At 71.6% G+C, this 22,885-nt stretch carries 24 protein-coding genes and 3 tRNA genes; 5 read left to right on the top strand and 22 right to left on the bottom strand.

Annotated elements, in window-relative coordinates:
• Nucleotides 1-1,143: 1,143 nt before the first annotated feature.
• From ACFV9H_RS32340 to ACFV9H_RS32320, 5 genes are all read right to left on the bottom strand, one after another.
• Nucleotides 1,144-1,572 carry a MaoC family dehydratase gene (locus tag ACFV9H_RS32340; protein WP_385405274.1) on the bottom strand — a complete coding sequence of 143 codons (429 nt, stop codon included), beginning with the start codon at nucleotides 1,570-1,572 and terminating at the stop codon, nucleotides 1,144-1,146.
• A 1-nt stretch (nucleotide 1,573) separates the two neighbouring features.
• Entirely contained in the window at nucleotides 1,574-2,026 is a 453-nt protein-coding gene (locus tag ACFV9H_RS32335) for a MaoC family dehydratase N-terminal domain-containing protein (RefSeq protein ID WP_385405272.1), read from the bottom strand.
• 200 nt (nucleotides 2,027-2,226) lie between these two features.
• Complete coding sequence (rpmG, locus tag ACFV9H_RS32330; protein ID WP_003956487.1) at nucleotides 2,227-2,391, bottom strand: 50S ribosomal protein L33; 165 nt, start codon at nucleotides 2,389-2,391, stop codon at nucleotides 2,227-2,229.
• Between the two features lie 88 nt (nucleotides 2,392-2,479).
• Nucleotides 2,480-2,552, bottom strand: a tRNA-Met gene (locus ACFV9H_RS32325).
• 48 nt (nucleotides 2,553-2,600) lie between these two features.
• Nucleotides 2,601-2,673 (bottom strand) — tRNA-Thr (locus ACFV9H_RS32320).
• Between the two features lie 353 nt (nucleotides 2,674-3,026).
• Between ACFV9H_RS32320 and ACFV9H_RS32315 the strand changes: the two genes are divergently transcribed.
• Nucleotides 3,027-4,313, top strand: a complete 1,287-nt coding sequence (locus ACFV9H_RS32315; RefSeq protein WP_385405269.1) for an amidohydrolase family protein — start codon at nucleotides 3,027-3,029, stop codon at nucleotides 4,311-4,313.
• 53 nt (nucleotides 4,314-4,366) lie between these two features.
• Nucleotides 4,367-5,023, top strand: coding sequence for an SDR family oxidoreductase (locus ACFV9H_RS32310; RefSeq protein ID WP_385405267.1), 657 nt, complete (start codon nucleotides 4,367-4,369; stop codon nucleotides 5,021-5,023).
• Between the two features lie 37 nt (nucleotides 5,024-5,060).
• Here the strand turns inward: ACFV9H_RS32310 and ACFV9H_RS32305 are convergent, their stop codons facing one another.
• The 3 genes from ACFV9H_RS32305 to ACFV9H_RS32295 all read right to left on the bottom strand — a co-directional run bounded on the left by ACFV9H_RS32305 (nucleotide 5,061) and on the right by ACFV9H_RS32295 (nucleotide 6,211).
• Nucleotides 5,061-5,501 (bottom strand): DUF3574 domain-containing protein, encoded by a 441-nt coding sequence (locus tag ACFV9H_RS32305; RefSeq protein ID WP_385405265.1) that lies wholly within the window; start codon nucleotides 5,499-5,501, stop codon nucleotides 5,061-5,063.
• 80 nt (nucleotides 5,502-5,581) lie between these two features.
• Nucleotides 5,582-6,001, bottom strand: coding sequence for a hypothetical protein (locus ACFV9H_RS32300; RefSeq protein ID WP_385405263.1), 420 nt, complete (start codon nucleotides 5,999-6,001; stop codon nucleotides 5,582-5,584).
• 128 nt (nucleotides 6,002-6,129) lie between these two features.
• Nucleotides 6,130-6,211, bottom strand: a tRNA-Tyr gene (locus ACFV9H_RS32295).
• 200 nt (nucleotides 6,212-6,411) lie between these two features.
• Between ACFV9H_RS32295 and ACFV9H_RS32290 the strand changes: the two genes are divergently transcribed.
• From ACFV9H_RS32290 to ACFV9H_RS32280, 3 genes are all read left to right on the top strand, one after another.
• On the top strand, nucleotides 6,412-6,900 hold the full coding sequence (locus ACFV9H_RS32290) for a YajQ family cyclic di-GMP-binding protein (protein ID WP_069924001.1): 489 nt from the start codon (nucleotides 6,412-6,414) through the stop codon (nucleotides 6,898-6,900).
• 199 nt (nucleotides 6,901-7,099) lie between these two features.
• Nucleotides 7,100-8,536, top strand: coding sequence for a SulP family inorganic anion transporter (locus ACFV9H_RS32285; protein WP_385405260.1), 1,437 nt, complete (start codon nucleotides 7,100-7,102; stop codon nucleotides 8,534-8,536).
• Nucleotides 8,537-8,545: 9 nt separating this feature from the next.
• Nucleotides 8,546-9,781, top strand: coding sequence for an APC family permease (locus ACFV9H_RS32280; RefSeq protein WP_385405257.1), 1,236 nt, complete (start codon nucleotides 8,546-8,548; stop codon nucleotides 9,779-9,781).
• Here ACFV9H_RS32280 and ACFV9H_RS32275 read toward each other — a convergent pair.
• From ACFV9H_RS32275 to ACFV9H_RS32210, 14 genes are all read right to left on the bottom strand, one after another.
• Nucleotides 9,765-10,289 (bottom strand): SMI1/KNR4 family protein, encoded by a 525-nt coding sequence (locus ACFV9H_RS32275; protein ID WP_385405255.1) that lies wholly within the window; start codon nucleotides 10,287-10,289, stop codon nucleotides 9,765-9,767. The genes ACFV9H_RS32280 and ACFV9H_RS32275 overlap by 17 nt on opposite strands.
• A 59-nt stretch (nucleotides 10,290-10,348) precedes the next feature.
• Nucleotides 10,349-11,446: a hypothetical protein gene (locus ACFV9H_RS32270; RefSeq protein ID WP_385405253.1), complete on the bottom strand. Its 1,098-nt coding sequence runs from the start codon at nucleotides 11,444-11,446 to the stop codon at nucleotides 10,349-10,351.
• The gene (locus ACFV9H_RS32265) at nucleotides 11,443-11,835 is read right to left on the bottom strand and encodes a YccF domain-containing protein (RefSeq protein WP_385405251.1); all 393 of its coding nucleotides are present in this window, start codon (nucleotides 11,833-11,835) and stop codon (nucleotides 11,443-11,445) included. The genes ACFV9H_RS32270 and ACFV9H_RS32265 overlap by 4 nt, the downstream gene beginning before the upstream one ends.
• Nucleotides 11,832-12,695, bottom strand: coding sequence for a zinc metalloprotease HtpX (gene htpX, locus ACFV9H_RS32260; protein ID WP_385405248.1), 864 nt, complete (start codon nucleotides 12,693-12,695; stop codon nucleotides 11,832-11,834). The genes ACFV9H_RS32265 and htpX overlap by 4 nt, the downstream gene beginning before the upstream one ends.
• Nucleotides 12,696-12,900: 205 nt before the next feature.
• Nucleotides 12,901-14,457, bottom strand: coding sequence for an NADH-quinone oxidoreductase subunit N (locus ACFV9H_RS32255; protein ID WP_385405245.1), 1,557 nt, complete (start codon nucleotides 14,455-14,457; stop codon nucleotides 12,901-12,903).
• The gene (locus ACFV9H_RS32250) at nucleotides 14,454-16,007 is read right to left on the bottom strand and encodes a NuoM family protein (RefSeq protein WP_385405282.1); all 1,554 of its coding nucleotides are present in this window, start codon (nucleotides 16,005-16,007) and stop codon (nucleotides 14,454-14,456) included. The genes ACFV9H_RS32255 and ACFV9H_RS32250 overlap by 4 nt, the downstream gene beginning before the upstream one ends.
• Before the next feature lie 38 nt (nucleotides 16,008-16,045).
• Nucleotides 16,046-18,070, bottom strand: coding sequence for an NADH-quinone oxidoreductase subunit L (locus tag ACFV9H_RS32245; protein WP_385405242.1), 2,025 nt, complete (start codon nucleotides 18,068-18,070; stop codon nucleotides 16,046-16,048).
• Nucleotides 18,067-18,414: an NADH-quinone oxidoreductase subunit NuoK gene (gene nuoK, locus ACFV9H_RS32240; RefSeq protein WP_385405240.1), complete on the bottom strand. Its 348-nt coding sequence runs from the start codon at nucleotides 18,412-18,414 to the stop codon at nucleotides 18,067-18,069. The genes ACFV9H_RS32245 and nuoK overlap by 4 nt, the downstream gene beginning before the upstream one ends.
• Nucleotides 18,414-19,019: an NADH-quinone oxidoreductase subunit J gene (locus ACFV9H_RS32235; protein ID WP_385405238.1), complete on the bottom strand. Its 606-nt coding sequence runs from the start codon at nucleotides 19,017-19,019 to the stop codon at nucleotides 18,414-18,416. Before ACFV9H_RS32235 ends, nuoK begins: the two co-directional genes overlap by 1 nt.
• Nucleotides 19,019-19,654, bottom strand: coding sequence for a NuoI/complex I 23 kDa subunit family protein (locus ACFV9H_RS32230; protein ID WP_385405280.1), 636 nt, complete (start codon nucleotides 19,652-19,654; stop codon nucleotides 19,019-19,021). The genes ACFV9H_RS32235 and ACFV9H_RS32230 overlap by 1 nt, the downstream gene beginning before the upstream one ends.
• Nucleotides 19,651-20,619, bottom strand: coding sequence for an NADH-quinone oxidoreductase subunit H (locus ACFV9H_RS32225; protein WP_385405235.1), 969 nt, complete (start codon nucleotides 20,617-20,619; stop codon nucleotides 19,651-19,653). The genes ACFV9H_RS32230 and ACFV9H_RS32225 overlap by 4 nt, the downstream gene beginning before the upstream one ends.
• A complete protein-coding gene (locus ACFV9H_RS32220; protein ID WP_385405233.1) occupies nucleotides 20,616-21,758 on the bottom strand; it encodes an NADH-quinone oxidoreductase subunit C in 1,143 nt (380 codons plus the stop codon). The genes ACFV9H_RS32225 and ACFV9H_RS32220 overlap by 4 nt, the downstream gene beginning before the upstream one ends.
• Nucleotides 21,755-22,342 carry an NADH-quinone oxidoreductase subunit B gene (locus ACFV9H_RS32215; RefSeq protein WP_385405231.1) on the bottom strand — a complete coding sequence of 196 codons (588 nt, stop codon included), beginning with the start codon at nucleotides 22,340-22,342 and terminating at the stop codon, nucleotides 21,755-21,757. Before ACFV9H_RS32215 ends, ACFV9H_RS32220 begins: the two co-directional genes overlap by 4 nt.
• Complete coding sequence (locus ACFV9H_RS32210) at nucleotides 22,333-22,740, bottom strand: NADH-quinone oxidoreductase subunit A (protein WP_030710243.1); 408 nt, start codon at nucleotides 22,738-22,740, stop codon at nucleotides 22,333-22,335. The genes ACFV9H_RS32215 and ACFV9H_RS32210 overlap by 10 nt, the downstream gene beginning before the upstream one ends.
• Nucleotides 22,741-22,885 lie beyond the last annotated feature (145 nt).

Below are 22,885 nucleotides of genomic sequence, written 5' to 3'. Positions count from 1 at the left end.
CGTCAGTCCCATAGTCCTTCCGTGTCGGGCCGGCCTGTCAAGGGCGCTCCCTTCGGTCGCGTCGCTGCGCGACGGCCTGCGGCCGCCCTTGACAGGCCGTCCCGCCACGGAAAGACAAGAGACTGCCAGGAAACCCCCAAAAGAACGGGCCGGGTCAGAAGCAAATGGACGGGGCGGTCCCGATGGACGGCCGGTTTCCCGGCAGCAGGCCCCGGCCCGGGCCCATCAACACCGCCCTCAGGGTCGGGGGCAGCCCAACCACCCCCAAACAGCGACCAAATGACGCCGGCGGGAGGTCAGACGGGCCCCACGCCCCAGATCGCTACGCGCTCCTCGACGACGGCGTCCGACGACCGTCTGGGGCTGGACATAAGCCGCCCACAATCGCTACAAATGCACCCAAAGCGGGCGACTGCGGCCTGTTAGCGGCTGCTCGCGACGCCGTAATGCCTCTTGCCGGAGTGAGAGGTTGAGATCACCGACATACGACTCCGTCAGGCCGCCGAGAACCACTCAACGGACCCGCAGACGCCCACGAGGCGTCTCAACTGACCTTCGTGGGCGGCCTATGTTCAACCCACGCCGGGCTGATCGACGCCAGACGACGTCAGCTGTGTAGCGATCCGTCGCGGCCTATAACCAGCCCCAGACGGCCGTCGGACGCTGATCGGGAGAAGCGCGTAGCGATCCGTGGCGGCCTATGACCAGCCCCAGACGGCCGTCGGACGCCGTCGTCGAGGAGCGCGTAGCGATTTGACGCGCCCGCCCTCCCCCGAGGGGCTTGTGGTCGGGGTTTCGGGGAGGTTGGTCGCCTGCCCGGCCCGGAGAGAGGGCTGGAAGGGCCCGGGCCGGGCTTGCCGCCCGGAACCCCGCCGCCCATCGCTGATGGGCCCGTCCATTTCCCTCGGACCGGCCCGTTCTTTTGGGGGTTTCCCGGCAGTCTCTTGTCTTTCCGGGGCGGGACGGCCTGTCAAGGGTGGAGCGCAGCGACATCGCGAAGCGACGCGACCGAAGGGAGCGCCCTTGACAGGCCGGCCCGACACGGAAGGACTATGGGACTGACGGGAAACCCCCAAGACCTCTGATTCCGGCCGCCGAAGGCTCCGCTCCCGAAGCCCGCCCGTACGCCGGAACCGCGTGGCCTCAGCTCAGCTCGACCACCGCGCGCGACATTCCCAGTACCTTCTGGCCCGCGCTCATCGCCGTCAGGTCCACCCTGACCCGCTTGTCGTCCAGCTTCGCCGCGACCTTGGCCGTGACCTCGATCAGCCCGCCCTGGTCGTCGTTCGGGACCACCACCGGCTTCGTGAAGCGCACGCCGTACTCGACCACCGCGCCCGGGTCGCCCACCCAGTCGGTGACCACGCGGATCGCTTCGGCCATGGTGAACATGCCGTGCGCGATCACGTCAGGCAGGCCGACTTCCTTGGCGAACTTCTCGTTCCAGTGGATCGGGTTGAAGTCACCCGAGGCACCCGCGTACCGCACCAGCGTGGCGCGTGTCACGGGGAAGGACGCCGCCGGCAGTTCGGTGCCGACCTCGACGTCGTCGTACTGGATCTGCGCTGCCATGTCAGGCCTCCTCGGGGGCGCGGGAGACGAGCTTCGTCCACGCCGTCACCACGTGCTCGCCGGTCTCGTCGTGGACCTCGCCGCGGATGTCGATGATGTCGTTGCCCGCCAGCGACTTCACGGCCTCGATGGTGGAAGCCACCGAGAGGCGGTCACCCGCGCGCACCGGGCGCGAGTAGGCGAACTTCTGGTCGCCGTGCACGACGCGGCTGTAGTCCAGCCCCAGCTGCGGATCCTCGATCACCTGGCTCGCCGCGGCGAAAGTGATGGCGAACACGAAAGTCGGCGGAGCGATCACATCGGGGTAGCCGTGCGCCTTCGCTGCTTCGGGGTCCGTGTAGACGGGATTGTCGTCACCCACCGCGACCGCGAATTCGCGGATCTTCTCCCGGCCGACCTCATACGGATCGGTGGGCGGGTAGCTCCGCCCCACGAAGGACTGGTCGAGAGCCATGACTCACTACCTCCACAGAGAAACAGGTGCAATCACAAGGACAAGAGGACAGGTGACCGGGCCGACCGGGCCGACCGGCAGGCCAAACAGACGGACAGACAGTGACGGACAGTCGGCCAGACGCGGAAACGACACGAGGCCGCCCCCCGATGAAGGGGACGACCTCATGACGGTGCCTGTTATACGAGACTTCGCTGGGGTCAGCGGGTCTCGCGGTGCGCGGTGTGCGAGTTGCAACGCGGGCAGTGCTTCTTCATCTCAAGACGGTCCGGGTTGTTACGCCGGTTCTTCTTGGTGATGTAGTTCCGCTCCTTGCACTCCACGCAGGCCAGCGTGATCTTCGGGCGGACGTCGGTGGCAGCCACGTGAGTGCTCCTTGACGGACTATGGGACGGATGAACGCATAAAAGAGTAGCCGATCGGGAGACCGACCCCGCAATCGGCTACTGTGTGTAGCGGCGACCGGACTTGAACCGGTGACACAGCGATTATGAGCCGCTTGCTCTACCGACTGAGCTACGCCGCTTTGATGTGATCAGCTCCCCACCCAAGGGTGGGGAACCTCTCTCACCAGAGCCCCAATGCGGAATCGAACCGCAGACCTTCTCCTTACCATGGAGACGCTCTACCGACTGAGCTATTGGGGCGAGCGATGAAGACATTACACGGTTGCCCGCCCATCGCCCAAATCCTTTGCGGGGACAGGGCTCCGAGGGGGTTCGCCTGCCTTTCTCGATCAGCCGCCAAGCCGCCCTCACCCCCGTTCTCACCCGAAATGTGGCCGGTGTCACTGCCGGGCCCACTCCCCCTCCCCACCCTCCCCACCCCCACCACCCCCACCCCCGCACGCCGGGACGCGTGGGCACCACACCGGTACGACTATTGCGCTCTTCCGCGAAGCGGGGTGCGCCGCGCCCTAGGCTCTGAGCACGCTGCGTGATCTTGGGCCGCGGGCCGCGGCCAGGGGCCCAGGAACCGCCCGAGCCACCGCAGGAGCGCGATGTCCGACAGCCAGCCGCAGCAGCCATTCCACTCCCCGCGCAACGGCCGTGGCGAGGGCGGCGGCCTCGGCAACGCAGCCGCCGCCGAAGCCACCACCCTGCTGCTCGCCGGGGCCCGCCTCACCGACGGCCGTACCGTCGACGTCCGCCTCAGCGGCGGCCGCATCCAGGCCGTCGGCACCGCGGGCAGCCTCCCCGCCCCCGCCCTGTCCCGGGTCGACCTGAGCGGTTACCTGCTGCTCCCCGCTCCCGCCGAGCCGCACGCCCACGGGGACACCGCCCTGACCGCCGACGGCGAGGGGCCCGTCTCGTACACCCCCGACGAAGTCCAGCGCCGCGCCACCGAGGCCGCCCTGCTCCAGCTGGGCCACGGCGCCACCGCCGTGCGCTCGCACGTGCGGATCGGCGACGTCCACGGCCTCGGCCCCCTGGAGGCCGTGCTCCAGGCCCGTCGCTCCCTGCGCGGGCTGGCCGACCTCACCGCCGTGGCCGTCCCCCGGCTGCTGACCGGCGTCGCCGGCGCGGACGGGCTCGCCATGCTGCGCGACGCGGTCAAGATGGGCGCCTCCGTGATCGGCGGCTGTCCCGACCTGGACCCCGACCCGACCGGCTTCCTCGAAGCCGTCCTGGAGCTCGCCGGCGAGCACGGCTGCCCCGTGGACCTGCACACGGACGGTGACGACCCCGCCCGCCTCTCCCGGCTCGCGGCCATGGCCGGCGGGCTGCGCCCCGGGGTCACCATCGGCCCCTGCGGCGGCCTGTCCCGGCTCCCGCTGGACGCGGCGGCCCGCGCCGCCGACCAGCTGGCCGCGGCCGGCGTACGGGTGACCTGCCTCCCGCAGGGCGACTGCGCGGCCCTGGAGCGCCGCGGGCTGCGCACCGCGCCCGTACGGCTGCTGCGCGCCGCCGGGGTCCGGGTCTCGGCCGGCAGCGGGGCGCTGCGGGACGCCGGGAACCCGGTCGGCCGCGGCGACCCGCTGGAGGCCGCGTACCTGCTGGCCTCCCAGGGCGGGCTCCGGGCGGGCGAGGCCTACGAGTCGGTCAGCGCCTGCGCCCGGGAGGCCATGGGCCTGCCGGAGGTGCGGGTGGAGGCCGGCTTCCCGGCGGAGCTGCTCGCCGTGCGCGGGGACCGGATCGCGGGCGTGCTGTCCCTCGCGTACAGCCGGATCGTGATCCACCGCGGGCGGGTGGTAGCCCGTACGAGTGCCGTACGGGAGTACTGCGACTCCGCCGTCGCGGTGGCCCTGGACCTGCCCCGGCAGGGCCGTACGGAGCCCGGTCCCTGAGGTTTCCCGTGCGTTCGCGGGCGGGGGCGCCCGGCTCGTCGTACGGTCGGGACATGCGCATCGTCATCGCGGGTGGACACGGTCAGATCGCGCTGCGGCTGGAGCGCCTGCTCTCCGCGCGCGGGTACGAGGTCGCGGGCGTCATCCGCGACCCGGCACAGGGCGACGACCTCAGGGAGGTGGGCGCCGAGCCGGTGCTGTGCGACCTGGAGTCGGCGTCGGTCGAGCACGTGGCGGGCATCCTGCAGGGCGCGGACGTGGCGGTGTTCGCCGCCGGCGCGGGCCCCGGCAGTGGCATCGCGCGCAAGGACACCGTGGACCGGGGCGCGGCGGTCCTCTTCGCCGACGCGGCCGAACGGGCCCGCGTGCGCCGCTTCCTGATGGTCTCTTCGATGGGCGCCGACGCGCGGCACGACGGCGACGAGGTCTTCGACGCCTACCTGCGGGCCAAGGGCGAAGCCGACGACCACGTCCGTACCCGGCTGGGCCTGGAGTGGACGGTGCTGCGCCCCGGCTCGCTCGTCGACGACGCTGGTACCGGCCTGGTCCGCCTGGAGGCGCACACGGGTCACGGGGCCGTCCCTCGGGACGATGTGGCGGCGGTGCTGGCCGAGCTGGTGGAGACCCCGGCGACGGCGGGCCTGACGCTGGAGCTGACCGCCGGTTCGACCCCGGTCACGGTGGCCGTCAAGGACGTCGCGGGCAATTGACGGCCCGTCGGCCGGCCTTCCCCGCGTTCCCCGCGCCTCAGAACTCGGCGCTCACCTTGTCGTCGGACCGCCCGACCGAATCCTGCTGGTACTGGTCCTCGTACGCCCGGCGGATCCGCTCGACGCGCGCGTTCCGCTCGTCGGCCTCCTTCTCGGGGTACAGCAGCACCACCTCGTAGGAGGTCTCGCGGACGGTCTTGCCGTCGCTGCCCCGCCACTGGCCGTACCCGTCGTGGACGGTCAGCCCCTCGGGGAAGGCGGGGGTGATCTCCCGGTCCAGGAACCGCATGAACTCCCGCTCCCCGATCGGGCCCCGCCCGCCGGGGCGATCGGTGCCGAAGTAGAGCCTGGTCTCCTGGTAGGGCTCCCCCACGTGCGTGTCGAGCGCCGCTCCCACCAGTGCGGGCAGGCCGGCTCCGAGCAGGGCGATGAGCACCCCGCCGCCGACCTTCCCCCGTGTGTCAGATGTCCATTTCACCCCTGGTGAACGAACAGGAGAGCGTGACGATGCGGTCGATGAGCGGCTGCGCCGCACCTCCTGGTCCTGGCAGGCGGCGCTCACCGACTCTCCAGCCGCCGACACCACCACGGATCGCCCGGCGGGGCGAACGGATCGTTGAGGGTACGGGCGAGGAACCGCTCGTCGAGCGGCGCCAGTACGGCGCGCAGTTCGCGCCCCGCGGGTCTCGGGAGGCTGAGCCGAACCCGCTCCAGGGTGCCCCGGCAGCCCGTACTCGGGTCGCAGCACTGGTCGTGTTCGGGGTAGACCCCCCAGGGTCCGCGCTGGTGGGCCGTCCAGTGCCAGTGCCTGAAGGCCCGGTGGGCGGCGCCGGCCCCGAGGTGGCGGTGGTTCGCCTCGAGACGGGCGATCTCCGCAAGGGTCTTGCCGGAGAGGCCCGGTATGACGGCGCGGCTCTCCCAGGAGCGGGGGGCTCGGGGCAGGTCCGCTCGGACCTGCGAAGGGGGCTTACGCGGCATGGGCCTTTCGTATGCTGATCATGTCCTCAGCATGGCTGCACGTCCCGGCCCGCGCCCACCCCTTTTTCGGGTCGCCCCGGGAAATGCGAAGAAGACCCCCGTTACAAGTAACGGGGGTCTCTCTCGCGTGGCGGCGCCAGGGTTCGAACCTGGGTAGGCTGAGCCGGCAGATTTACAGTCTGCTCCCTTTGGCCACTCGGGCACACCGCCAAGAGTTGCTGCCATTTTTTCCGCCTTGCGGCGGCGCTCCCTGGCAACGACGTAAACGATACCTGATGACCGGGGGTGCTTCGCCACCGGATTGATCAGCGCCGGGGGTGGGCGCGGTGGCTAGGCTTTGCGGAGCGGGCCGGGGATGTCCGGCCGCGCCCTCCGGGGCCGCCACAACCGACTTCAAGGAGCCACAGCACATGGCCGACTCCAGTTTCGACATCGTCTCGAAGGTCGAGCGGCAGGAGGTCGACAACGCCCTCAACCAGGCCGCCAAGGAACTCTCGCAGCGCTACGACTTCAAGGGCACCGGCGCCACGATCGCCTGGTCCGGCGACAAGATCCTGATGGAGGCGAACTCCGAGGAGCGCGTCAAGGCCGTCCTGGACGTCTTCGAGACCAAGCTGGTCAAGCGCGGCATCTCGCTGAAGGCGCTGGACGCCGGCGAGCCGCAGCTGTCCGGCAAGGAGTACAAGATCTTCGCCACGATCGAGGAGGGCATCTCCCAGGAGAACGCCAAGAAGGTCGCGAAGATCATCCGGGACGAGGGTCCCAAGGGCGTCAAGGCCCAGGTCCAGGGCGAGGAGCTGCGCGTCAGCTCCAAGAGCCGTGACGACCTGCAGGAGGTCCAGGCGCTGCTCAAGGGCAAGGACCTGGACTTCGCGATCCAGTTCGTGAACTACCGCTGACCCGGTCGGCGGCCTGCCTCCACGCGGCCCGGTGGTCCTCACGGACCGCCGGGCCGCGGCGTTGCGGGGGCCCTCGGGGGTGTGTGCGGGGCGTGTGCGGCGCACGCGCCACCGAGGGCTTCCGTGGGCACTTGGGCGGTGGTGAATGCGCCCACCACGCTGAGTGGCATCCATCACCGCGTGGCAGGGGGGTTCTCGCATGCCTGGGGCCGGCACGTTTCGCGAAGACTTCGGGGCGTCCGTGGTCGTCGCACTGGTCGCGTTGCCCCTCTGTGTGGGGGTGGCTGTCGCTTCCGGGGTGCCGGCCGAGCTGGGGATCGTCACGGGGGTGGTCGGCGGGCTGGTCACCGGGTGGTTCCGCGGGAGCTCGCTACAGGTGAGCGGGCCCGCGGCAGGGCTCACCGTGCTCGTCTACGAGGCCGTGCGGTCCTACGGCCTGCCCGCGCTCGGGGTGCTGGTGCTGGCCGCCGGGGTGGTGCAGCTGGGCATGGGGGTGCTGCGGCTCGGGCGGTGGTTCCGGGCGATCTCGGTCGCCGTCGTGCACGGGATGCTGGCCGGGATCGGGCTCGTGCTGATCTCCGGGCAGCTGTACGCGCTGGGCGGCGTGGAGGCGCCCGGGGACACCCTGGCGAAGCTGGCCGGGGTGCACGAGCTCGGAGCCCGGGCCGACTGGGCGGCCGTGGCCCTCGGGGCGGGGACCATCGCCGTGATGGTCGCCTGGCGACGGATGCCCGCCCGGTGGCGGCTCGTGCCGGGGGCCCTCGTCGGGGTGGCGGCCGCCACCGCCGCGGCCTCGCTGCTGCGGCTGCCCGTCGAGCGGGTGCGGGTGACGGGCGTACTGGAGGCGGTGGCGCTGCCGGCCTCGGGTGACTTCGCGGTGCTGGCTTCGGCCGGCGCCCTCGGGACCGTGGCGGCGCTGGCGCTGATCGCCTCCGCCGAGACGCTGTTCAGCGCGGCCGCCGTCGACCGGATGCACGATGGGCCGAAGACGGACTACGACCGGGAGCTCGTCGCCCAGGGCTTCGGGAACACCGTGTGCGGGCTGCTCGGCGCGCTCCCGATGACCGCGGTGATCGTGCGCAGTGCCGCGAACGTGGAGGCCGGGGCGCGCACCCGGGCCGCCCGGGTGCTCCACGGCGGCTGGCTGCTGCTCTTCGCCGTCGCCTTCCCGCGGGTACTGGAGGTCGTGCCGCTCGCCGCGCCAGCCGGAGTGCTGCTGCACGCCGGCTGGAAGCTGCTGCCGGCCCGGGCGGTGCACGCGCTGTGGCGGACACACCGGGGTGAGGCGGTGGTGCTGCTGGTCACGGCCTCCGCGATCGTGGTCACCAACCTCTTCGAGGGGGTGCTCGTCGGCCTGGGGCTCGCCGTCGCCAAGGCGGCCTGGGAGACCTCCCACGTGCACATCGAGGAGGTCCGGGAGGAAACGGGCCTGTGCGTCCGCGTGGTGGGCAACGCCAGCTTCCTGCGCCTGCCCAAGCTGCTCGACGCCCTGGACGCGCTGCCGCCCGACAGGCCCGTACGCCTCGACCTGAGCGGGCTGCGCCACCTCGACCACGCCTGCCTGACGGCCCTGGAAGGCTGGGAGCGGGAGCGGACGTCACTGCCCGGTCGTGAAGGCGTCATCTGGCCCGGCTAGCCTCCGCCTGTGACAGACGAGTTGAAGCGCACCCTGGGAGTCTCCGACGCCGTCGTCGTCGGACTCGGCGCGATGGTCGGCGCCGGCATCTTCGCCGCCCTCGCCCCGGCGGCCCGCGCGGCGGGCGGTGCGCTCCTCGCCGCCCTGGCCGTGGCGGCGGTCGTCGCCTACTGCAACGCGCACTCCTCGGCGCGGCTCGCCGCCCGGTACCCGGCCTCCGGCGGCACGTACGTGTACGGGCGCGAGCGGCTCGGGCCCTTCTGGGGGTACCTGGCCGGCTGGGGGTTCGTGGTCGGCAAGACGGCCTCGTGCGCGGCGATGGCGCTGACCGTCGGCGCGTACGTCTGGCCGGGGCAGCAGCATGCGGTGGCCGTCGCGGCGGTGGTGGCGCTGACCGCCGCGAGCTACGGCGGGGTGCAGAAGTCGGCCCGGCTGGCCCGGCTGATCGTGGCGGCGGTGCTGGCGGTGCTGGCCGGGGTGGTGGTGGGGTGCCTGGCCTCGGACACCGCCGAGGCGGGGCGGCTGGGCGGTGCGGACTGGGAGGTCGCCGGGCTGTTGCAGGGTGCCGGGCTGTTGTTCTTCGCCTTCGCGGGCTACGCCCGGATCACCACCCTGGGCGAGGAGGTGCGCGACCCGGAGCGGACGATCCCGCGGGCGGTGCCGATCGCGCTGGGGATCGCGCTGTTGGTGTACGCCGCCGTGGCGGTGGCGGCGCTGTCGGTGCTCGGCGCGGACGGGCTGGCCCGGTCGACGGCCCCGCTCGCCGACGCGGTCCGGGCGGCCGGTCTGCCCGAACTGGCCCCGGTCGTCCGGGTGGGCGCGGCTCTGGCCGCGCTGGGCTCGCTGCTGGCCCTCGTACTCGGGGTTTCGCGGACCACGCTGGCGATGGCCCGGGACGGCCACCTCCCGCGCGCGCTGGCCGCCGTACATCCCCGGCATCAGGTGCCGCACCATGCGGAGCTGGCCGTGGGTGCGGTCGTGGCCGTCCTCGCGGCCACCGCGGATCTGCGCGGAGCGATCGGTTTCTCTTCCTTCGGGGTGCTCGCCTACTACGCGATCGCGAACGCCTCCGCGTGGACTCTCGATTCAGGTGTCAAGGGTCGGGCCGTGGCAGCTGTCGGGCTGTCCGGCTGTGTCGTGCTGGCCTGCACGCTGCCCCTCGCTTCGGCGGTCTTCGGGGCGGCGGTACTGGCCGTCGGAGCGCTGGCCTACGGTGTGCGCCGGCGGTTCAGATCCGGGATCTGAACTCGGCCCACGGAGCCGGCTCCAGGTCGTACTCCTCCCCCAGTCCGGACTCCTCGCAGAACCAGGCGGTCCCGTCGAGCCAGCCGCGGAGCCAGCCGGCCAGGCTCGGGGAGTCGATGGACCAGGCGAGGTCCGGCTCCCCCGGATTCGGGTCGAACAGCAGCACTTGGGCGGTTTCGGAGCGGCAGTCCACGCAGGCGTACATGGCGCAGCCGAAGTCGGCTATCGGCAGCACGCCCTCCGGCCAGCGCCAGCCCGACTCGCGTCGGGCCTCGTAGGTCGTGACGGCCTCACGCAGCGACAGGATCCCCTGCTCTGGGCCGAATCCGCCGTCCCCGACTCGGGTGTAGAGCGCGGCCAACAGTGGGGGCAGGGTGAAGCCGAGTATGCCCTCGGCGCGGGGGATCTCCCCGGCGCCCAGCGGCGCGGGCAGGGACCTTCCGTGCCCGCGCGCGGAGTTGCGCACACGGTCTGCGACTTGCTCCAGCAACTGCTCGGTCTCGTTCATGCGTTCATGGTGACCCACGCCACTGACAATCGTCCTGACCTGCGCATTTCGGTCAGATGTCAGGCGAGGGTGACTTCGATGCGGTGCTCGCGCAGGAAGTCGAGGAGTTCGGAGAAGCTGTGCGGGCGGCTGGTCAGCGGCTGCACGCCGAGACAGCGGCGGGCGACCTCGTGGTCGTGCCAGACGACGGAGAAGGGTGTCGTCGCCCCGAAGTGTCCCCGCAGGGCGTCCGAGACTCCGTTCAGGCAGCGCCCGAAGTACCCTCCGGGTCCGTTGATCGCCTCGCCCAGGGCACAGAAGAACCCGGCGTCATCGGTGACGTGCCGTCCATCGAGGTGGTAGGTGGCTCCGGCGGCCCGGTCCGGGGCCTGCCACGACTGGTGGTCCAGGGCCGGATCCAGCCAGTGTTCCCGTCCGATCCGGTCGAACCGCGCCCAGAGATTGGATTCCTTGGGATGCCCGTCCTGCCACAGCGGCCAGATGTCCGCGCAGACGAGTGGCAGCGGGTCCGTGTGGACCGTCAGGTCGTACCGGCCCGCCCCGAACGGTGAGGGCTGCCAGTCGACGATCTCCGGGTGCCCCGCGCTCGCGAGGCATTCCCCGGCTGTGTCCAAGGCCTGGAGCCGCCGATACGCGAGCCGCCGCTTTCGGCCCTCCAGCACGTCGCGCAGGGGCCCGTACGGGGTGCAGCCGAGGAGCCGTGCGGAGTGCGGCGCGGGCTCCTGTGGAGGCGTCACCTCCGCGAGGTCCCGGCACCGGCCCAGAACGGTGTTTGCGCCGACGGTGAGCTGGAAGCCGACCGAGAGTGGGCGCCGATGTGGATAGTCCGCCTGCTGGTCGCAGCGGACGGCCTCGATGGCCACGTCCACCAGCGACAGGTCGCGCGCGCACGGGCGGCTGCCCAGGACCCGCACGTCTTCAAGGAACCACTCGCCCCAGTGCGGTTCGCCGGCCTTGTCCAGCTCCGCCAGGGCGAGGAACCCCAGCCCTCCGGTCACCTCCGTGTCGAAGGCGCAGCCGAGGAGCTCGTACCGTCTGCGTACGGGCGCCGGCGGATCGGCGAAGAGGTTCTCCGCCGACTCGCACAGCGCCCACAGCCGCTCGTCGTCGTGGTCCTCGTCCTCGCCCCACAGGGCGAATCGGAAGTCCTGGGTCACCGAGAGGCGAACGGCGCGTCCGTCGGGACGATTTCGCGGCCCAGCGGGAGCAGGGAGAGCGGGACCATCTTGAAGTTGGCGATGCCGAAGGGGATGCCGATGATCGTGATGCACAGCGCGATGCCGGTGAAGATGTGGCCCAGGGCGAGCCACCAGCCGGCGAGGATCAGCCACAGGACGTTGCCGATGGCGGAACCGGCACCCGAGTCACGGCGCTCGACCGTGGTGTAGCCGAAGGGCCAGAGCGCGTACACCGCGATGCGGAAGGCGGCGATGCCGAACGGGATGCCGATGATGGTGACGCAGAGGAGCACGCCCGCGAGGCAGTAGCCGAGGAACAGCCAGATACCGCTCAGGACTAGCCAAATGACGTTCAGGATTGTCTTCACTGCCGGCGGCCTGCCATCTGTTCGAGCCGGGCGATGCGCTCGGCCATAGGAGGGTGTGTCGAGAACATCTTGGACAATCCCTGGCCCGGGCGGAAGGGATTGGCGATCATCATGTGGCTCGCCGTCTCCAATCGGGGCTCGGGGGGCAGCGGGAGCTGCTTGGTGCCCGCGTCGAGCTTGCGCAGGGCACTGGCCAGGGCGAGCGGGTCGCCGGTCAGCTGGGCTCCGGAGGCGTCGGCCTCGTACTCGCGCGAGCGGCTGATGGCCAGCTGGATCACGGAGGCGGCCAGCGGGCCGAGAATCATGATGAGCAGCATGCCCAGGAGGCCCGGGCCCTCGTCGTCGTCGGAGCGGCCCACGGGTATGAGCCAGGCGAAATTGACCAGGAACATGATCACCGAGGCGAGCGCCCCGGCCACCGACGAGATCAGGATGTCGCGGTTGTAGACGTGGCTGAGCTCGTGGCCGATGACTCCGCGCAGCTCTCGCTCGTCGAGTATCCGCAGGATGCCTTCGGTGCAGCAGACCGCGGCGTTGCGCGGGTTGCGGCCCGTCGCGAAGGCGTTGGGGGCCTCGGTGGGCGAGATGTAGAGGCGTGGCATCGGCTGGCGCGCGGACGTGGAGAGCTCTCGCACCATGCGGTAGAGCTCGGGGGCCTCGAACTCGCTCACGGGGCGGGCGCGCATCGCGCGTAGAGCCAGCTTGTCGCTGTTCCAGTACGCGTACGCGTTCGTCCCGAGGGCGATGACGACGGCGACGATCAGGCCGCCCCGCCCGAAGAAGCTGCCGATGAGGATGATGAGTGCGGACAGCCCGCCGAGGAGTACGGCGGTCTTCAGCCCGTTGTGCCGGCGGTGCACGGTACGCCCTCCTAGTGGTGCGGCAGGGGAGCCCGTCATGGATCCGAGGGTCTACGGTCCAGTGGACCCTCCCTTCCTGGTCAACGCGAGGTGGGGGCGCCAGGTTCCCGGGCATGCCGCAGCGGCCGCCGACCGGCGCCCCTTCGGTGGGGGCGATGGGCGGCGGCCGCGCGCGTTACTCCGTACGGGTTGCAGCCGCGGGCTGCTACTGCGGGAAGAGGGTGCCCGACGCGACGCGCAGGACGAGCTGCGGGGCGCCCGAGAGGACGAGGGCCGTGACCGCGGTGACGAGGATGGCCGCCGTGACCGGCCAGGGGGCCTTCGTACGGGTCTGTACGCGCTCGACGCCTTCGGCGCCCTCCGGCACGCGGGAGAAGAGGAGCGCGGTCCACCGCAGGTAGTAGTAGAGGGCGACGACGACGTTGATCGCCATGATCACGGCCAGCCAGCCCAGGCCCGCGTCGACCGCGGAGCGGAAGACGACGACCTTGGCGAAGAGGCCGATGATGCCCGGCGGCAGACCGGCCAGGCAGAGCAGGAAGAAGGCCAGCGACAGGGCGGCCAGCGGGCGCTCGGCGTACAGGCCCCGGTAGTCGCTGATCCGGTGGAGCGGCTTCGTACGGGCGACGAGCGCGGCCACGGCGAAGGCGCCGAGGTTCACCGCGGCGTACATGAGGGCGTAGGCGACGGTGGAGCCGATCTGGTCGCGGTCGGAGTACGCGGCGGCGGCGATCGGGACCAGGAGGTAGCCGGCCTGGCCGACGGAGGACCAGGCGAGCAGCCGGACGGCGCTGTTCGGCCGGTCCGCCGACTGGCGCAGGGCGGCGGCGTTGCCGAGGGTCATGGTGAGCGCGGCGAGGACGGCGAGGGCCGGTCCCCAGATGTCGGAGTACGCCGGGAAGGCGATCACCGTCACGAGGATGAGGCCGGTGAAGCCGACGGCCTTGCCGATCACCGAGAGGTAGCCGGCGACGGGCAGGGGGGCGCCGACGTAGGTGTCCGGGACCCAGAAGTGGAAGGGGACGGCCGCGGTCTTGAACGCGAAGCCGACGAGGGTGAGCGCGACGCCGACCATGGCGACGGTGTCGAGCTGCCCGGGGACGTCGTCGAGCCGGTCGGCGACCTGGGTGAGGTGCAGGGAGCCGGTGGCGGCGTAGACGAAGCTGATGCCCATCAGCGACACGGCGGTGGCCGTGACGGAGGACAGGAAGAACTTGAGGGCGGCCTCGGAGGAGAGCCGGTCGCCGCGGCGCATGCCGACGAGGGCGAAGGCGGGCAGCGAGGCCACTTCGAGGGCGACGATCAGGGTGGCGAGGTCGCGGGAGGCGGGCAGCAGGGCCGCGCCGGCCGCGGAGGAGAGCAGCAGGAACCAGTATTCGCCGGCCGGCATCCGCGTGTCGCGCACGGCGGTGACCGACAGAAGGGCCGTGACCAGGGCGCCGGCCAGCACCAGGAACTGGACGACGAGCGCGAAGTGGTCGGCGGTGTAACTGCAGGCGGCCGGGTCGCCGGTGAGGCAGAAGGTGGAGCGGTCGCCTTCGCGCAGCGGCAGCAGGGTGGCGGTCGCGGCGGCCAGGCCGGCCACGGAGAGCCAGCCGAGGAGCGGCTTGCCGCGCTCGGGTACGAACAGGTCGGCGATCAGGACGACCAGGGCGACGGTGGCGGGGATGACCACGGGCGCGATGGCGAGCCAGTCGACGGACTGGACGAGGCTGGGGGTCTGCGCGGAGAGATCGGCGGCGAGGACCGTGAGGGCCGTCATGAGTTGCCTCCTGCGAGGAGCTTCTGGACGGCCGGGTCGGTGAGGCCGAGCAGTACCGCGGGCCACAGGCCGGCGAGGACGGTGAGGGCGACGAGCGGGGTCCAGGCGGCGTACTCGTAGCGCTGGACGTCCGCGAGGACGATCTCGGGCCCGGCCTTCGGGTCGCCCATGCAGACGCGCCGCACGACGATCAGCAGGTAGGCGGCGGTGAGCAGGGTGCCGAACGCGCCGGCCGTCATGTAGGTGAGGAAGGCGGGCCGGGACAGGCCTTCGGCGGGGTCGAACGCGCCGAACAGGGCCAGCATCTCGCCCCAGAAGCCGGCCAGGCCGGGGAGGCCGAGGGAGGCGACGGCGGCGAAGGCGAGGAGCGCGCCGAAGCGGGGGGCGCGGCCGTAGAGGGCGGCGCCGGTGGCTCCGGCGAGGGTGTCGAGGTCGGCGGTGCCGTAGCGGTCCTTGAGGGCGCCGACCAGGAAGAAGAGGAGGCCGGTGATCAGGCCGTGGGCGATGTTGGCGAAGAGCGCGCCGTTGACGCCGGTGGGGGTCATCGAGGCGATGCCGAGGAGTACGAAGCCCATGTGGCCGACGGAGGAGTACGCGATGAGGCGCTTGAGGTCGCCCTTGTTCCCCTTGCGGGCCAGGGCCAGGCAGGCGAGGGATCCGTAGACGATGCCGACGGCGGCGAAGGCGCCCAGGTAGGGGGCGAAGGTGGCCATGCCGTCGGGGGTGGCGGGGAGCAGGATGCGGACGAACCCGTACGTGCCCATCTTGAGCAGGACGCCGGCGAGCAGGACGGAGCCGACGGTGGGCGCGGCGGTGTGGGCGTCCGGCAGCCAGCTGTGCAGGGGCCACATCGGGGTCTTCACGGCGAGGCCGATTCCGATGGCGAGAACGGCCAGGAGCTGGGTGGTGTGGGACAGTTCGCGGCCGTTGTCAGAGGCGAGTGCCACCATGTCGAAGGTGCCGCTCTTCAGTCCGATCAGCAGCAGACCGAGCAGCATGACCACGGAGCCGAGGAGGGTGAAGAGGATGAACTTCCAGGCGGCGGCCTGCCGCTGAGCACCGCCCCAGCGGGCGATGAGGAAGTACATCGGGATGAGGACCATCTCGAAGGCGAGGAAGAAGAGCAGCAGGTCGAGGACGGCGAAGGTCGCGAGGGTGCCGGACTCCAGGACCAGGAGCAGCGCGACGAAGGCCCTGGGGGAAGGGCCTGCGGGGAGCTTGAAGTAGCTGTAGAGCGCGCAGAGGAAGAACAGCAGCGCGGTCATCAGGAGGAGGGGGAGCGAGATGCCGTCGATGCCGAGGTGGATCCGGACGTTCAGCGCCTGGATCCAGCTGATGTCCGTCGTCGCCTGGAAGCGGGACGGGGCGTCGTGGTCGAAGCCCAGGGTGAGGGCGATCGCCGCGGCGAGGATCACGCCGGTCACGGTCACGCCGTGGCGGAGCACTGCCTGTTCGGGGCTCTTGCCCTTGAGGCCGGGCGGGGCCGGCAGGAGGGCCGCGGCCGCGCCGAGGAGCGGTGCGACCACGACGAACGCCAGAAGGAACTGCATCACGGACGGGCTGATATCGATCACGGCTGACTCTCGGCTCACGATCCGGCGTTGACGTTGGCGAGGACGGCGGTGGCGATCGCCAGGACCACGGCGCCGGCGAGCAGGGCGCTCAGGTAGCTCTGCACGTTGCCGGTCTGGGCACGGCGTACGAGGCTGCCGAGCAGCCGGGGGCCGGTGCCCGCGCCGCGGACGTACGTGTCCACGACCTCGCGGTCGAGGAAGCGGACGAGGCTCGCGGCCGCCCGGACGGGTCGGACGAAGAGCCGGTCGTAGACGGCGTCGAGGTGGAAGCCGACGGCCGCGTGGCGGTACAGGGGGCCGAGGAGCGTCTTGCCCGGGTCTGCGGCGGGGCCTGCCGGGACGGCGGGGTGCTTGTGGGTCACCTCGGCCACCTCGGGGGTTTCGGCGGCGGATTCGGCGACGGTGGCGGCCACCGCGGCGGCCGCGGCGAGTCCGTTGGCCTTCGTGGCGGTGGCCGCTGTGGCGGCGGCCTTGACCGTGGCGCGCTGCCAGAGGGCGTAGGTGAGCATCGCGCCGATGACCGCCGCGCCCGTACCGAGGACCGAGGTGGTCAGGGTCGGGGTGAGCTCCTTGCCGTCGAACCAGTCGGCGAGGGGACCCGCGGCGAGGCCGAAGCCGATCGAGGGGATCGCGAGCAGCCACAGCACGCCGGTCATGGCGACGGGCTCCTTGCCGTGGTCGGGGGCGGCGGCGCCCCGGCCGCGGAAGGCCATCAGCCAGAGCCGGGTGGCGTAGGCGGCGGTGAGCAGGGCGGTGAGCACGCCGGCGACCAGCACCACCCAGCCCGCGCTGCTGGGAGCGAACTCCGAGTGGCCGGTGGCGGTGTGCTCGGCGGCGACCAGGACGGCTTCCTTGGAGAAGAAGCCGGCGAAGGGCGGGATCGCGGCGAGCGCGAGCAGCGCGATCGTCATCGTCCAGAAGGCGTCGGGGATGCGCTTGGCCAGGCCGTCCATACGGGACATGGCGGCCAGGGAGTTCGTACCGGCGGCGTGGATGATCACGCCCGCGCCGAGGAAGAGGAGCGCCTTGAAGGCGCCGTGGGACAGGAGGTGGAAGACGGCGGCGCCGCGGTCGCCGACGGCCAGGGCACCGGTCATGTAGCCGAGCTGGCCGACCGTGGAGTAGGCGAGCACCCGCTTGATGTCGTCCTGGGCCAGGGCGGCGAGGGCGGAGCCGACCATCGTCACGGCCGCCATGACGGCCATGACCACCAGCGCGGCGCGGGAGGCCGCGAAGACGGGGAGGAGACGGGCGATGAAGTAGACACCGGCGGCGACCATCGTCGCGGCGTGGATCAGCGCGGAGACCGGGGTGGGGCCGGCCATGGCGTCCGGAAGCCAGGTGTGCAGCGGGAACTGCGCGGACTTGCCGGCGACTCCGGCGAGCAGGAGCAGCGCGATCAGCGTCGGGTGGTCGAGTCCGCCGGCGGCGACGGTGCCCAGGATCTTCGTGATCCGGAAGGAGCCGGCGTCGGCGGCGAGCGCGAACAGACCGATGAGGAAGGGGACGTCACCGAGCTTGGTGACGAGGAAGGCCTTCAGGGAGGCGGAGCGGGCCGCCTCGGTCTCCCAGTAGTGCCCGACCAGGAAGTACGAGCAGATGCCCATGATCTCCCAGCCGACCAGCAGCACCATCAGGTCGCCGGAGTAGACGACGAGCAGCATGGCGGAGGTGAACAGTGAGACCAGAGCGGCATACGACGGGTAGCGCGGGTCCTCGCGGAGGTACGCCGTCGAGTAGAGCTGTACGCAGGTGGCGACGACCCCGACGAGGACGGCGACCAGGACGGCGAAGCCGTCCAGGTGGAGCGAGAGTTCGATCGGCACCGAGCCGGTCGGGGTCAGCTCGGTCGCGGTGTCGATCGCCTTTCCACCACCGTGGCGGACGGCGACGAGCACCGCCAGTACGGCGGCGGCGAGCGTCGGCAGGATCGCGAGCGGCCGGACGAAGCCGGGGGCGGTGCGGCCGAGGAGGAGCCCCGCGACCGCGCCCAGGAAGGGGAGCAGGGGGACGAGGACGGCGAGGGTCGTCGTGCTCACGCGGTGACCTCGCTCTGGTTGTTCGGGGCGGGCTCGTTGCCCTCGACGGTGTCGCGCAGCCGGTCGACGTCCGAGGTGCCTCGGTTGCGGTACACCATCAGCACGATCGCGAGGCCGATGCCGATCTCGGCGGCGGCGATCGCGATGGTGAAGAGGGTGAGGGCCTGGCCGGCGTGCAGGGTGTCGCGCAGCCAGACGTCGAAGGCCACCAGGTTCAGGTTGACGGCGTTGAGCATCAGCTCGACGGACATCAGGACCAGGATGGCGTTGCGGCGGGCGAGCACTCCGTACAGGCCCGTGCAGAAGAGGAGCGCCGCGAGCACGGCGGGGTAGGCGAGGTGCATCAGCGCTGCCCCTTCTTCTCGCCGTTGCGGGCGTTGGCGGCGTTGCCGGCGTGGGCGGCGTCGTTCTTGCGGGACAGCACGATGGCGCCGATCAGGGCCGCGAGGAGGAGGACGGAGAGGGCCTCGAAGGGCAGCACCCAGTGCTGGAAGAGGATCTCGCCGGAGACCTTCGTCGAGCCCTGGACCGGGCCGTCGAGGTCGATCCAGGTCGTACGGAAGGCGTCGACGACCACCCAGACGAGGGCGACGGCCGAGACGGCCGCCACCGCGAGGGCGATCCACCGGTTGCCGGAGTCGGCGTCCGGGGAGCGGCCGATGGGTGCCTTGGTGAGCATCAGCCCGAAGAGGAGGAGGACGACCACGGAACCGAGGTAGATCAGCACCTGGACCCAGGCGATGAACTCCGCGGTCAGCAGCAGGTACTCGACGGCGACGCCGCCGAGGGTGACGACCAGCCAGAGGGCGGCGTGCACGAGCTGCCGGGTGGTGACCGTGACGAGGGCCGCGCCGAGGGTGGCGAGGCCGACGAGGACGAAGGCGATCTCGACGCCGGTCGGCGAGAGGAAGCCGTTGCCTTGGCCGGCGGCGAGGTGGGCGGTGAGCATCAGGCGGCGCCTCCCGCCGGGTCGGTGCCGGCTCCCGTGCCGGGGGCATCGCCGGGACCGGGCTCGGCGGGCGGGGCTGCCTCGGCTTCGGCGGCTGCTGCTGCCGCAGCGGCGGCGGCTTCGGCCTTTTCCACTGCCTTGCGGGCCGCGGCGATCTCCTTGGGCTCCTCGGCGGCGGGGTCGAGGGCGGGCGGGGCCGGGACGGTCCACATCCACTCGCGGAGCTTGTCGCGCTCGTGGGTCAGTTCGTGGATGTCGGTCTCCGCGTACTCGAACTCCGGCGACCAGAAGAGGGCGTCGAAGGGGCACACCTCGATGCAGATACCGCAGTACATGCAGAGGGAGAAGTCGATGGCGAAACGGTCGAGGACATTGCGGCTGCGCTCGCGACCACCGGGGGTGGCGGCCGGGACCGTCTCCTTGTGGGAGTCGATGTAGATGCACCAGTCGGGGCACTCACGGGCGCAGAGCATGCAGACCGTGCAGTTCTCCTCGAACAGGCCGATGACCCCGCGGGAGCGGGGCGGGAGCTGCGGCTGGACGTCGGGGTACTGGGCCGTGTGCGAGCGCTTCGTCATCGTGCGCAGCGTGACGGCCAGGCCCTTGGCGAGGCCGGATCCGGGAATGGGCATCAGTTGATCGCCACCTTCACGATGCCGGTGAGCGCGATCTGGGCGAGCGCGAGCGGGATGAGTACGGTCCAGGCGAGCTTCTGGAGCTGGTCCTCGCGCAGGCGCGGGTAGCTCACGCGGAGCCAGATCACGACGAAGGCGAGGACCGCGGTCTTGAGCAGGGTCCAGACCCAGCCGAGGCCGTCGGCCCCGAAGGGGCCCTGCCAGCCGCCGAGGAAGAGGACGGTGGTGAGGCCGCAGAGGACGACGATGCCGGCGTACTCGGCGAGCAGGAACAGCGCGAAGCGCAGGCCGGTGTACTCGGTGTACGCGCCGAAGATGATCTCGGAGTCGGCGACGGGCATGTCGAAGGGGGGCCGCTGGAGTTCGGCGAGGCCGGCGGTGAAGAAGACGAGCGCGCCGACGATCTGCCAGGGCAGCCACCACCACTGGAAGGCCTCGACGATGCCGGGGAGGGAGACCGTCCCGGCCGCCATGGCCACCGAAGCGGCGGCGAGCAGCATCGGGAGCTCGTAGGCGAGCAGCTGGGCGGCGGTGCGCAGGCCGCCGAGCAGGGAGAACTTGTTCGCGGACGCCCAGCCGGCCATGAGGGAGCCGAGGACTCCGACGCCCATGACCGCGAGCACGAAGAACAGGCCCGCGTCGATGACCTGGCCGACGGCGCCTTCGCCGGGGCCGATCGGGATGGCGAGGAGCACGAGGAGGTACGGCAGCAGGGCGACGGCGGGGGCGAGCTGGAAGATCCGCCGGTCGGCGTTGGCCGGGACGATGTCTTCCTTCTGCGCGAACTTCACGCCGTCGGCCACGAGCTGGGCCCAGCCGTGGAAGCCGCCGGCGTACATGGGGCCGAGGCGCCCCTGCATGTGGGCCATCACCTTGTGCTCGGTCTGCCCGACGACGAGCGGGAGCACGAGGAAGACGGCGAAGACGACGATCAGCCGCAGGGCGACGTCGAGGACGTCGTTCACGCGTCGCCTCCGTTGTCGGGGTCGGGGGTGGGGTCGGGGGTGGGGGTGGGGTCGGTCTCGGTGGTCGGTTCGGGTGCCGTTGCCTCCGGCGGGGTGGCCGGGGTCGGGGGCTCGTCGAAGGCCGGCTTCGGGTTGTGCCAGGGCGCGTCCGCGCTGCGGGGTGCCGTGCGGCGGGTCGGCTCCGGCGGGGTGGCCGCCGCCTGGCTCGCGGAGCCGTCACCGGCGGAGCGGGTACGCCGGGCCGGGCGGGGCGCCTCGGGTTCCGGGGCCGGGGTGTCCGGGGTCGCCGAGGGCTCGGCCGGGGCCGGAGCGGCCGGGGCCGGAGCGGCCGGGGCCGGAGCGGCGTCGGCCGCCGGCGGGGTGGCCTGACTGGCCGAGCCCTCCGTGACCGAGCGGGTGCGGCGGGCCGGGCGGGGGGCCTCGGGCTCCGGGGTTGCCGTGGGGTCGGCCTGGGTGGCCGAGCCGTCCGTGACCGAGCGGGTGCGGCGGGCCGGGGCTCCCTCGCGGGCGGCCGCGCCGGCTGCGCGCGGAGTGCGGGCCGGGCGGGTGGGCGCCGGGGGGAGCTGGCCCTTCAGCGGGCCCCAGTCGTTGGGGTCCGGGACGCCCGGCGGAAGCATCTGGCGGCGCTTCGGCGCGTCCGGATCGTGCGCCTCGCCCGGCTCCTTGGCGCCGGGCCAGGCCTTGGCGACGCGGGCGGCCAGGACGAAGTCCTTGCGCAGCGGGTGGCCCTCGAACTCCTCGGGGAGGAGGAGGTGGACCAGGTGCGGGTGGTCCGTGAAGGTGATCCCGAACATCTCGAACGTCTCGCGCTCGTGCCATTCCGCGCCCGCGTAGACGGCGACCGCGGAGGGCAGGGAGGGTGCCGAGTGCGGGACCGTCGTACGCAGGAGCAGGCGGCGTACGCGACGGTTTTCGAGCGAGACGACATGCGCGCAGACACGGAAGCCGGTGCCCGGCTCGTCGACCGCGCTCAGCCAGTCGAAGTAGGTGCAGGCCAGCTTGTCCCGGGCGATCTCGAGGGAAGAGATCCAGGATCCGACCGGGACGTCGACCGTCATGAGGTCGTACGCGAACGAGCCCACGGCCTCCTCGCCGAAGACCGTCGGCGCCGCGTCGGGAAGCGAGTCGTAGAGGTTCATGCGCCGGCCCCCGGGGCGGGTGGGGGCGTGACGAGACCGCTCGTGAGCTGCGCGACGGACGGGCCGTTCGCGTAGCGCTCGGTCAGCGACTCCCGGGCGATCTTCTCTTGGAGCTTGAGGATGCCCTGCAGCAGCGCCTCCGGGCGCGGCGGGCAACCGGGCACGTAGACGTCGACCGGAATGATCTGGTCGACGCCCTTCGTGACCGAGTACGAGTCCCAGTACGGCCCGCCGCAGTTGGAGCAGGCGCCGAAGGAGATGACGTACTTGGGCTCCGGCATCTGCTCGTAGAGCCGCTTGACGGCGGGGGCCATCTTGTCCGTGACCGTGCCCGAGACGATCATGAGGTCGGCCTGGCGGGGCCCCGGTGCGAAGGGGATCACGCCGAGGCGGATGAAGTCGTGCCGGGCCATGGACGCGGCGATGAACTCGATCGCGCAGCAGGCCAGACCGAAGTTGAAGACCCACAGGCTGTACCGGCGGCCCCAGTTCAGGACCACCTTCATCGGTTCCGGGGCGAGTCGGGAGAGGACTCCGAGGCGCTTTGGCTCCGGGAGCATCACCGGCTGAGGTGTCACGTCCATTCGAGGACGCCCTTCTTGTACGCATAGAGCAGGCCGACGGCCAGGAAGCCCAGGAAGATGAACATCTCGACCAGGGTCGTGGCGCCGTAACCGGCGGCGGCGAACACCGTCGCCCACGGGAACAGGAAGATCGAGTCGACGGCGAAGATGACGTAGAGGAACGCGTAGACGTAGTAGCGGACCTGGGTGTGCGCCCAGCCCTCGCCCACGGGGTCCACACCGCATTCGTACGTCAGCAGCTTCTCGTGGGTCGGGACCACCGGGCGCAGCAGGCGGCCGGCGCCGAAGGCCACGGCCACGAACAGCACACCGAGCGCGGCCAGCAGGCCGACGACCGAATAGCTTCGGAAGTAGTCCGCCGCGAGCACGGTTACGGTCGATACCGTCGGTTCAGGCACGTCCGTTCCTCGCTCCTCGGCCACTGTCGACGATCTGGTACGCACGGGAGTCTAGGGCCTGCCTCACACAGGGTGGGGTTATCCCCCGTTCACAGCACCCCGGCCACCCCATGGCATCAGTGGGGCCCGCTTGGCAGGCTGTGGC

It is taken from the genome of Streptomyces sp. NPDC059874 (assembly GCF_042731135.1).
In the GTDB taxonomy this organism is placed as follows: Bacteria; Actinomycetota; Actinomycetes; order Streptomycetales; family Streptomycetaceae; genus Streptomyces.
This window is presented reverse-complemented; position numbering and strand designations above follow the sequence as displayed.

Bases quoted from the DNA above. Each gene is read 5' to 3' on its own strand.
- ACFV9H_RS32235 (WP_385405238.1), bottom strand. From the start codon at position 19,019: ATGCTCACCGCCCACCTCGCCGCCGGCCAAGGCAACGGCTTCCTCTCG.
- ACFV9H_RS32340 (WP_385405274.1), bottom strand. From the start codon at position 1,572: ATGGCAGCGCAGATCCAGTACGACGACGTCGAGGTCGGCACCGAACTG.
- ACFV9H_RS32310 (WP_385405267.1), top strand. From the start codon at position 4,367: ATGCGCATCGTCATCGCGGGTGGACACGGTCAGATCGCGCTGCGGCTG.
- ACFV9H_RS32335 (WP_385405272.1), bottom strand. From the start codon at position 2,026: ATGGCTCTCGACCAGTCCTTCGTGGGGCGGAGCTACCCGCCCACCGAT.
- ACFV9H_RS32285 (WP_385405260.1), top strand. From the start codon at position 7,100: ATGCCTGGGGCCGGCACGTTTCGCGAAGACTTCGGGGCGTCCGTGGTC.
- ACFV9H_RS32255 (WP_385405245.1), bottom strand. From the start codon at position 14,457: ATGACGGCCCTCACGGTCCTCGCCGCCGATCTCTCCGCGCAGACCCCC.
- ACFV9H_RS32315 (WP_385405269.1), top strand. From the start codon at position 3,027: ATGTCCGACAGCCAGCCGCAGCAGCCATTCCACTCCCCGCGCAACGGC.
- ACFV9H_RS32250 (WP_385405282.1), bottom strand. From the start codon at position 16,007: ATGCAGTTCCTTCTGGCGTTCGTCGTGGTCGCACCGCTCCTCGGCGCG.
- ACFV9H_RS32220 (WP_385405233.1), bottom strand. From the start codon at position 21,758: ATGAACCTCTACGACTCGCTTCCCGACGCGGCGCCGACGGTCTTCGGC.
- ACFV9H_RS32275 (WP_385405255.1), bottom strand. From the start codon at position 10,289: ATGAACGAGACCGAGCAGTTGCTGGAGCAAGTCGCAGACCGTGTGCGC.
- ACFV9H_RS32290 (WP_069924001.1), top strand. From the start codon at position 6,412: ATGGCCGACTCCAGTTTCGACATCGTCTCGAAGGTCGAGCGGCAGGAG.
- ACFV9H_RS32300 (WP_385405263.1), bottom strand. From the start codon at position 6,001: ATGCCGCGTAAGCCCCCTTCGCAGGTCCGAGCGGACCTGCCCCGAGCC.
- nuoK (WP_385405240.1), bottom strand. From the start codon at position 18,414: ATGCACCTCGCCTACCCCGCCGTGCTCGCGGCGCTCCTCTTCTGCACG.
- ACFV9H_RS32215 (WP_385405231.1), bottom strand. From the start codon at position 22,342: ATGGACGTGACACCTCAGCCGGTGATGCTCCCGGAGCCAAAGCGCCTC.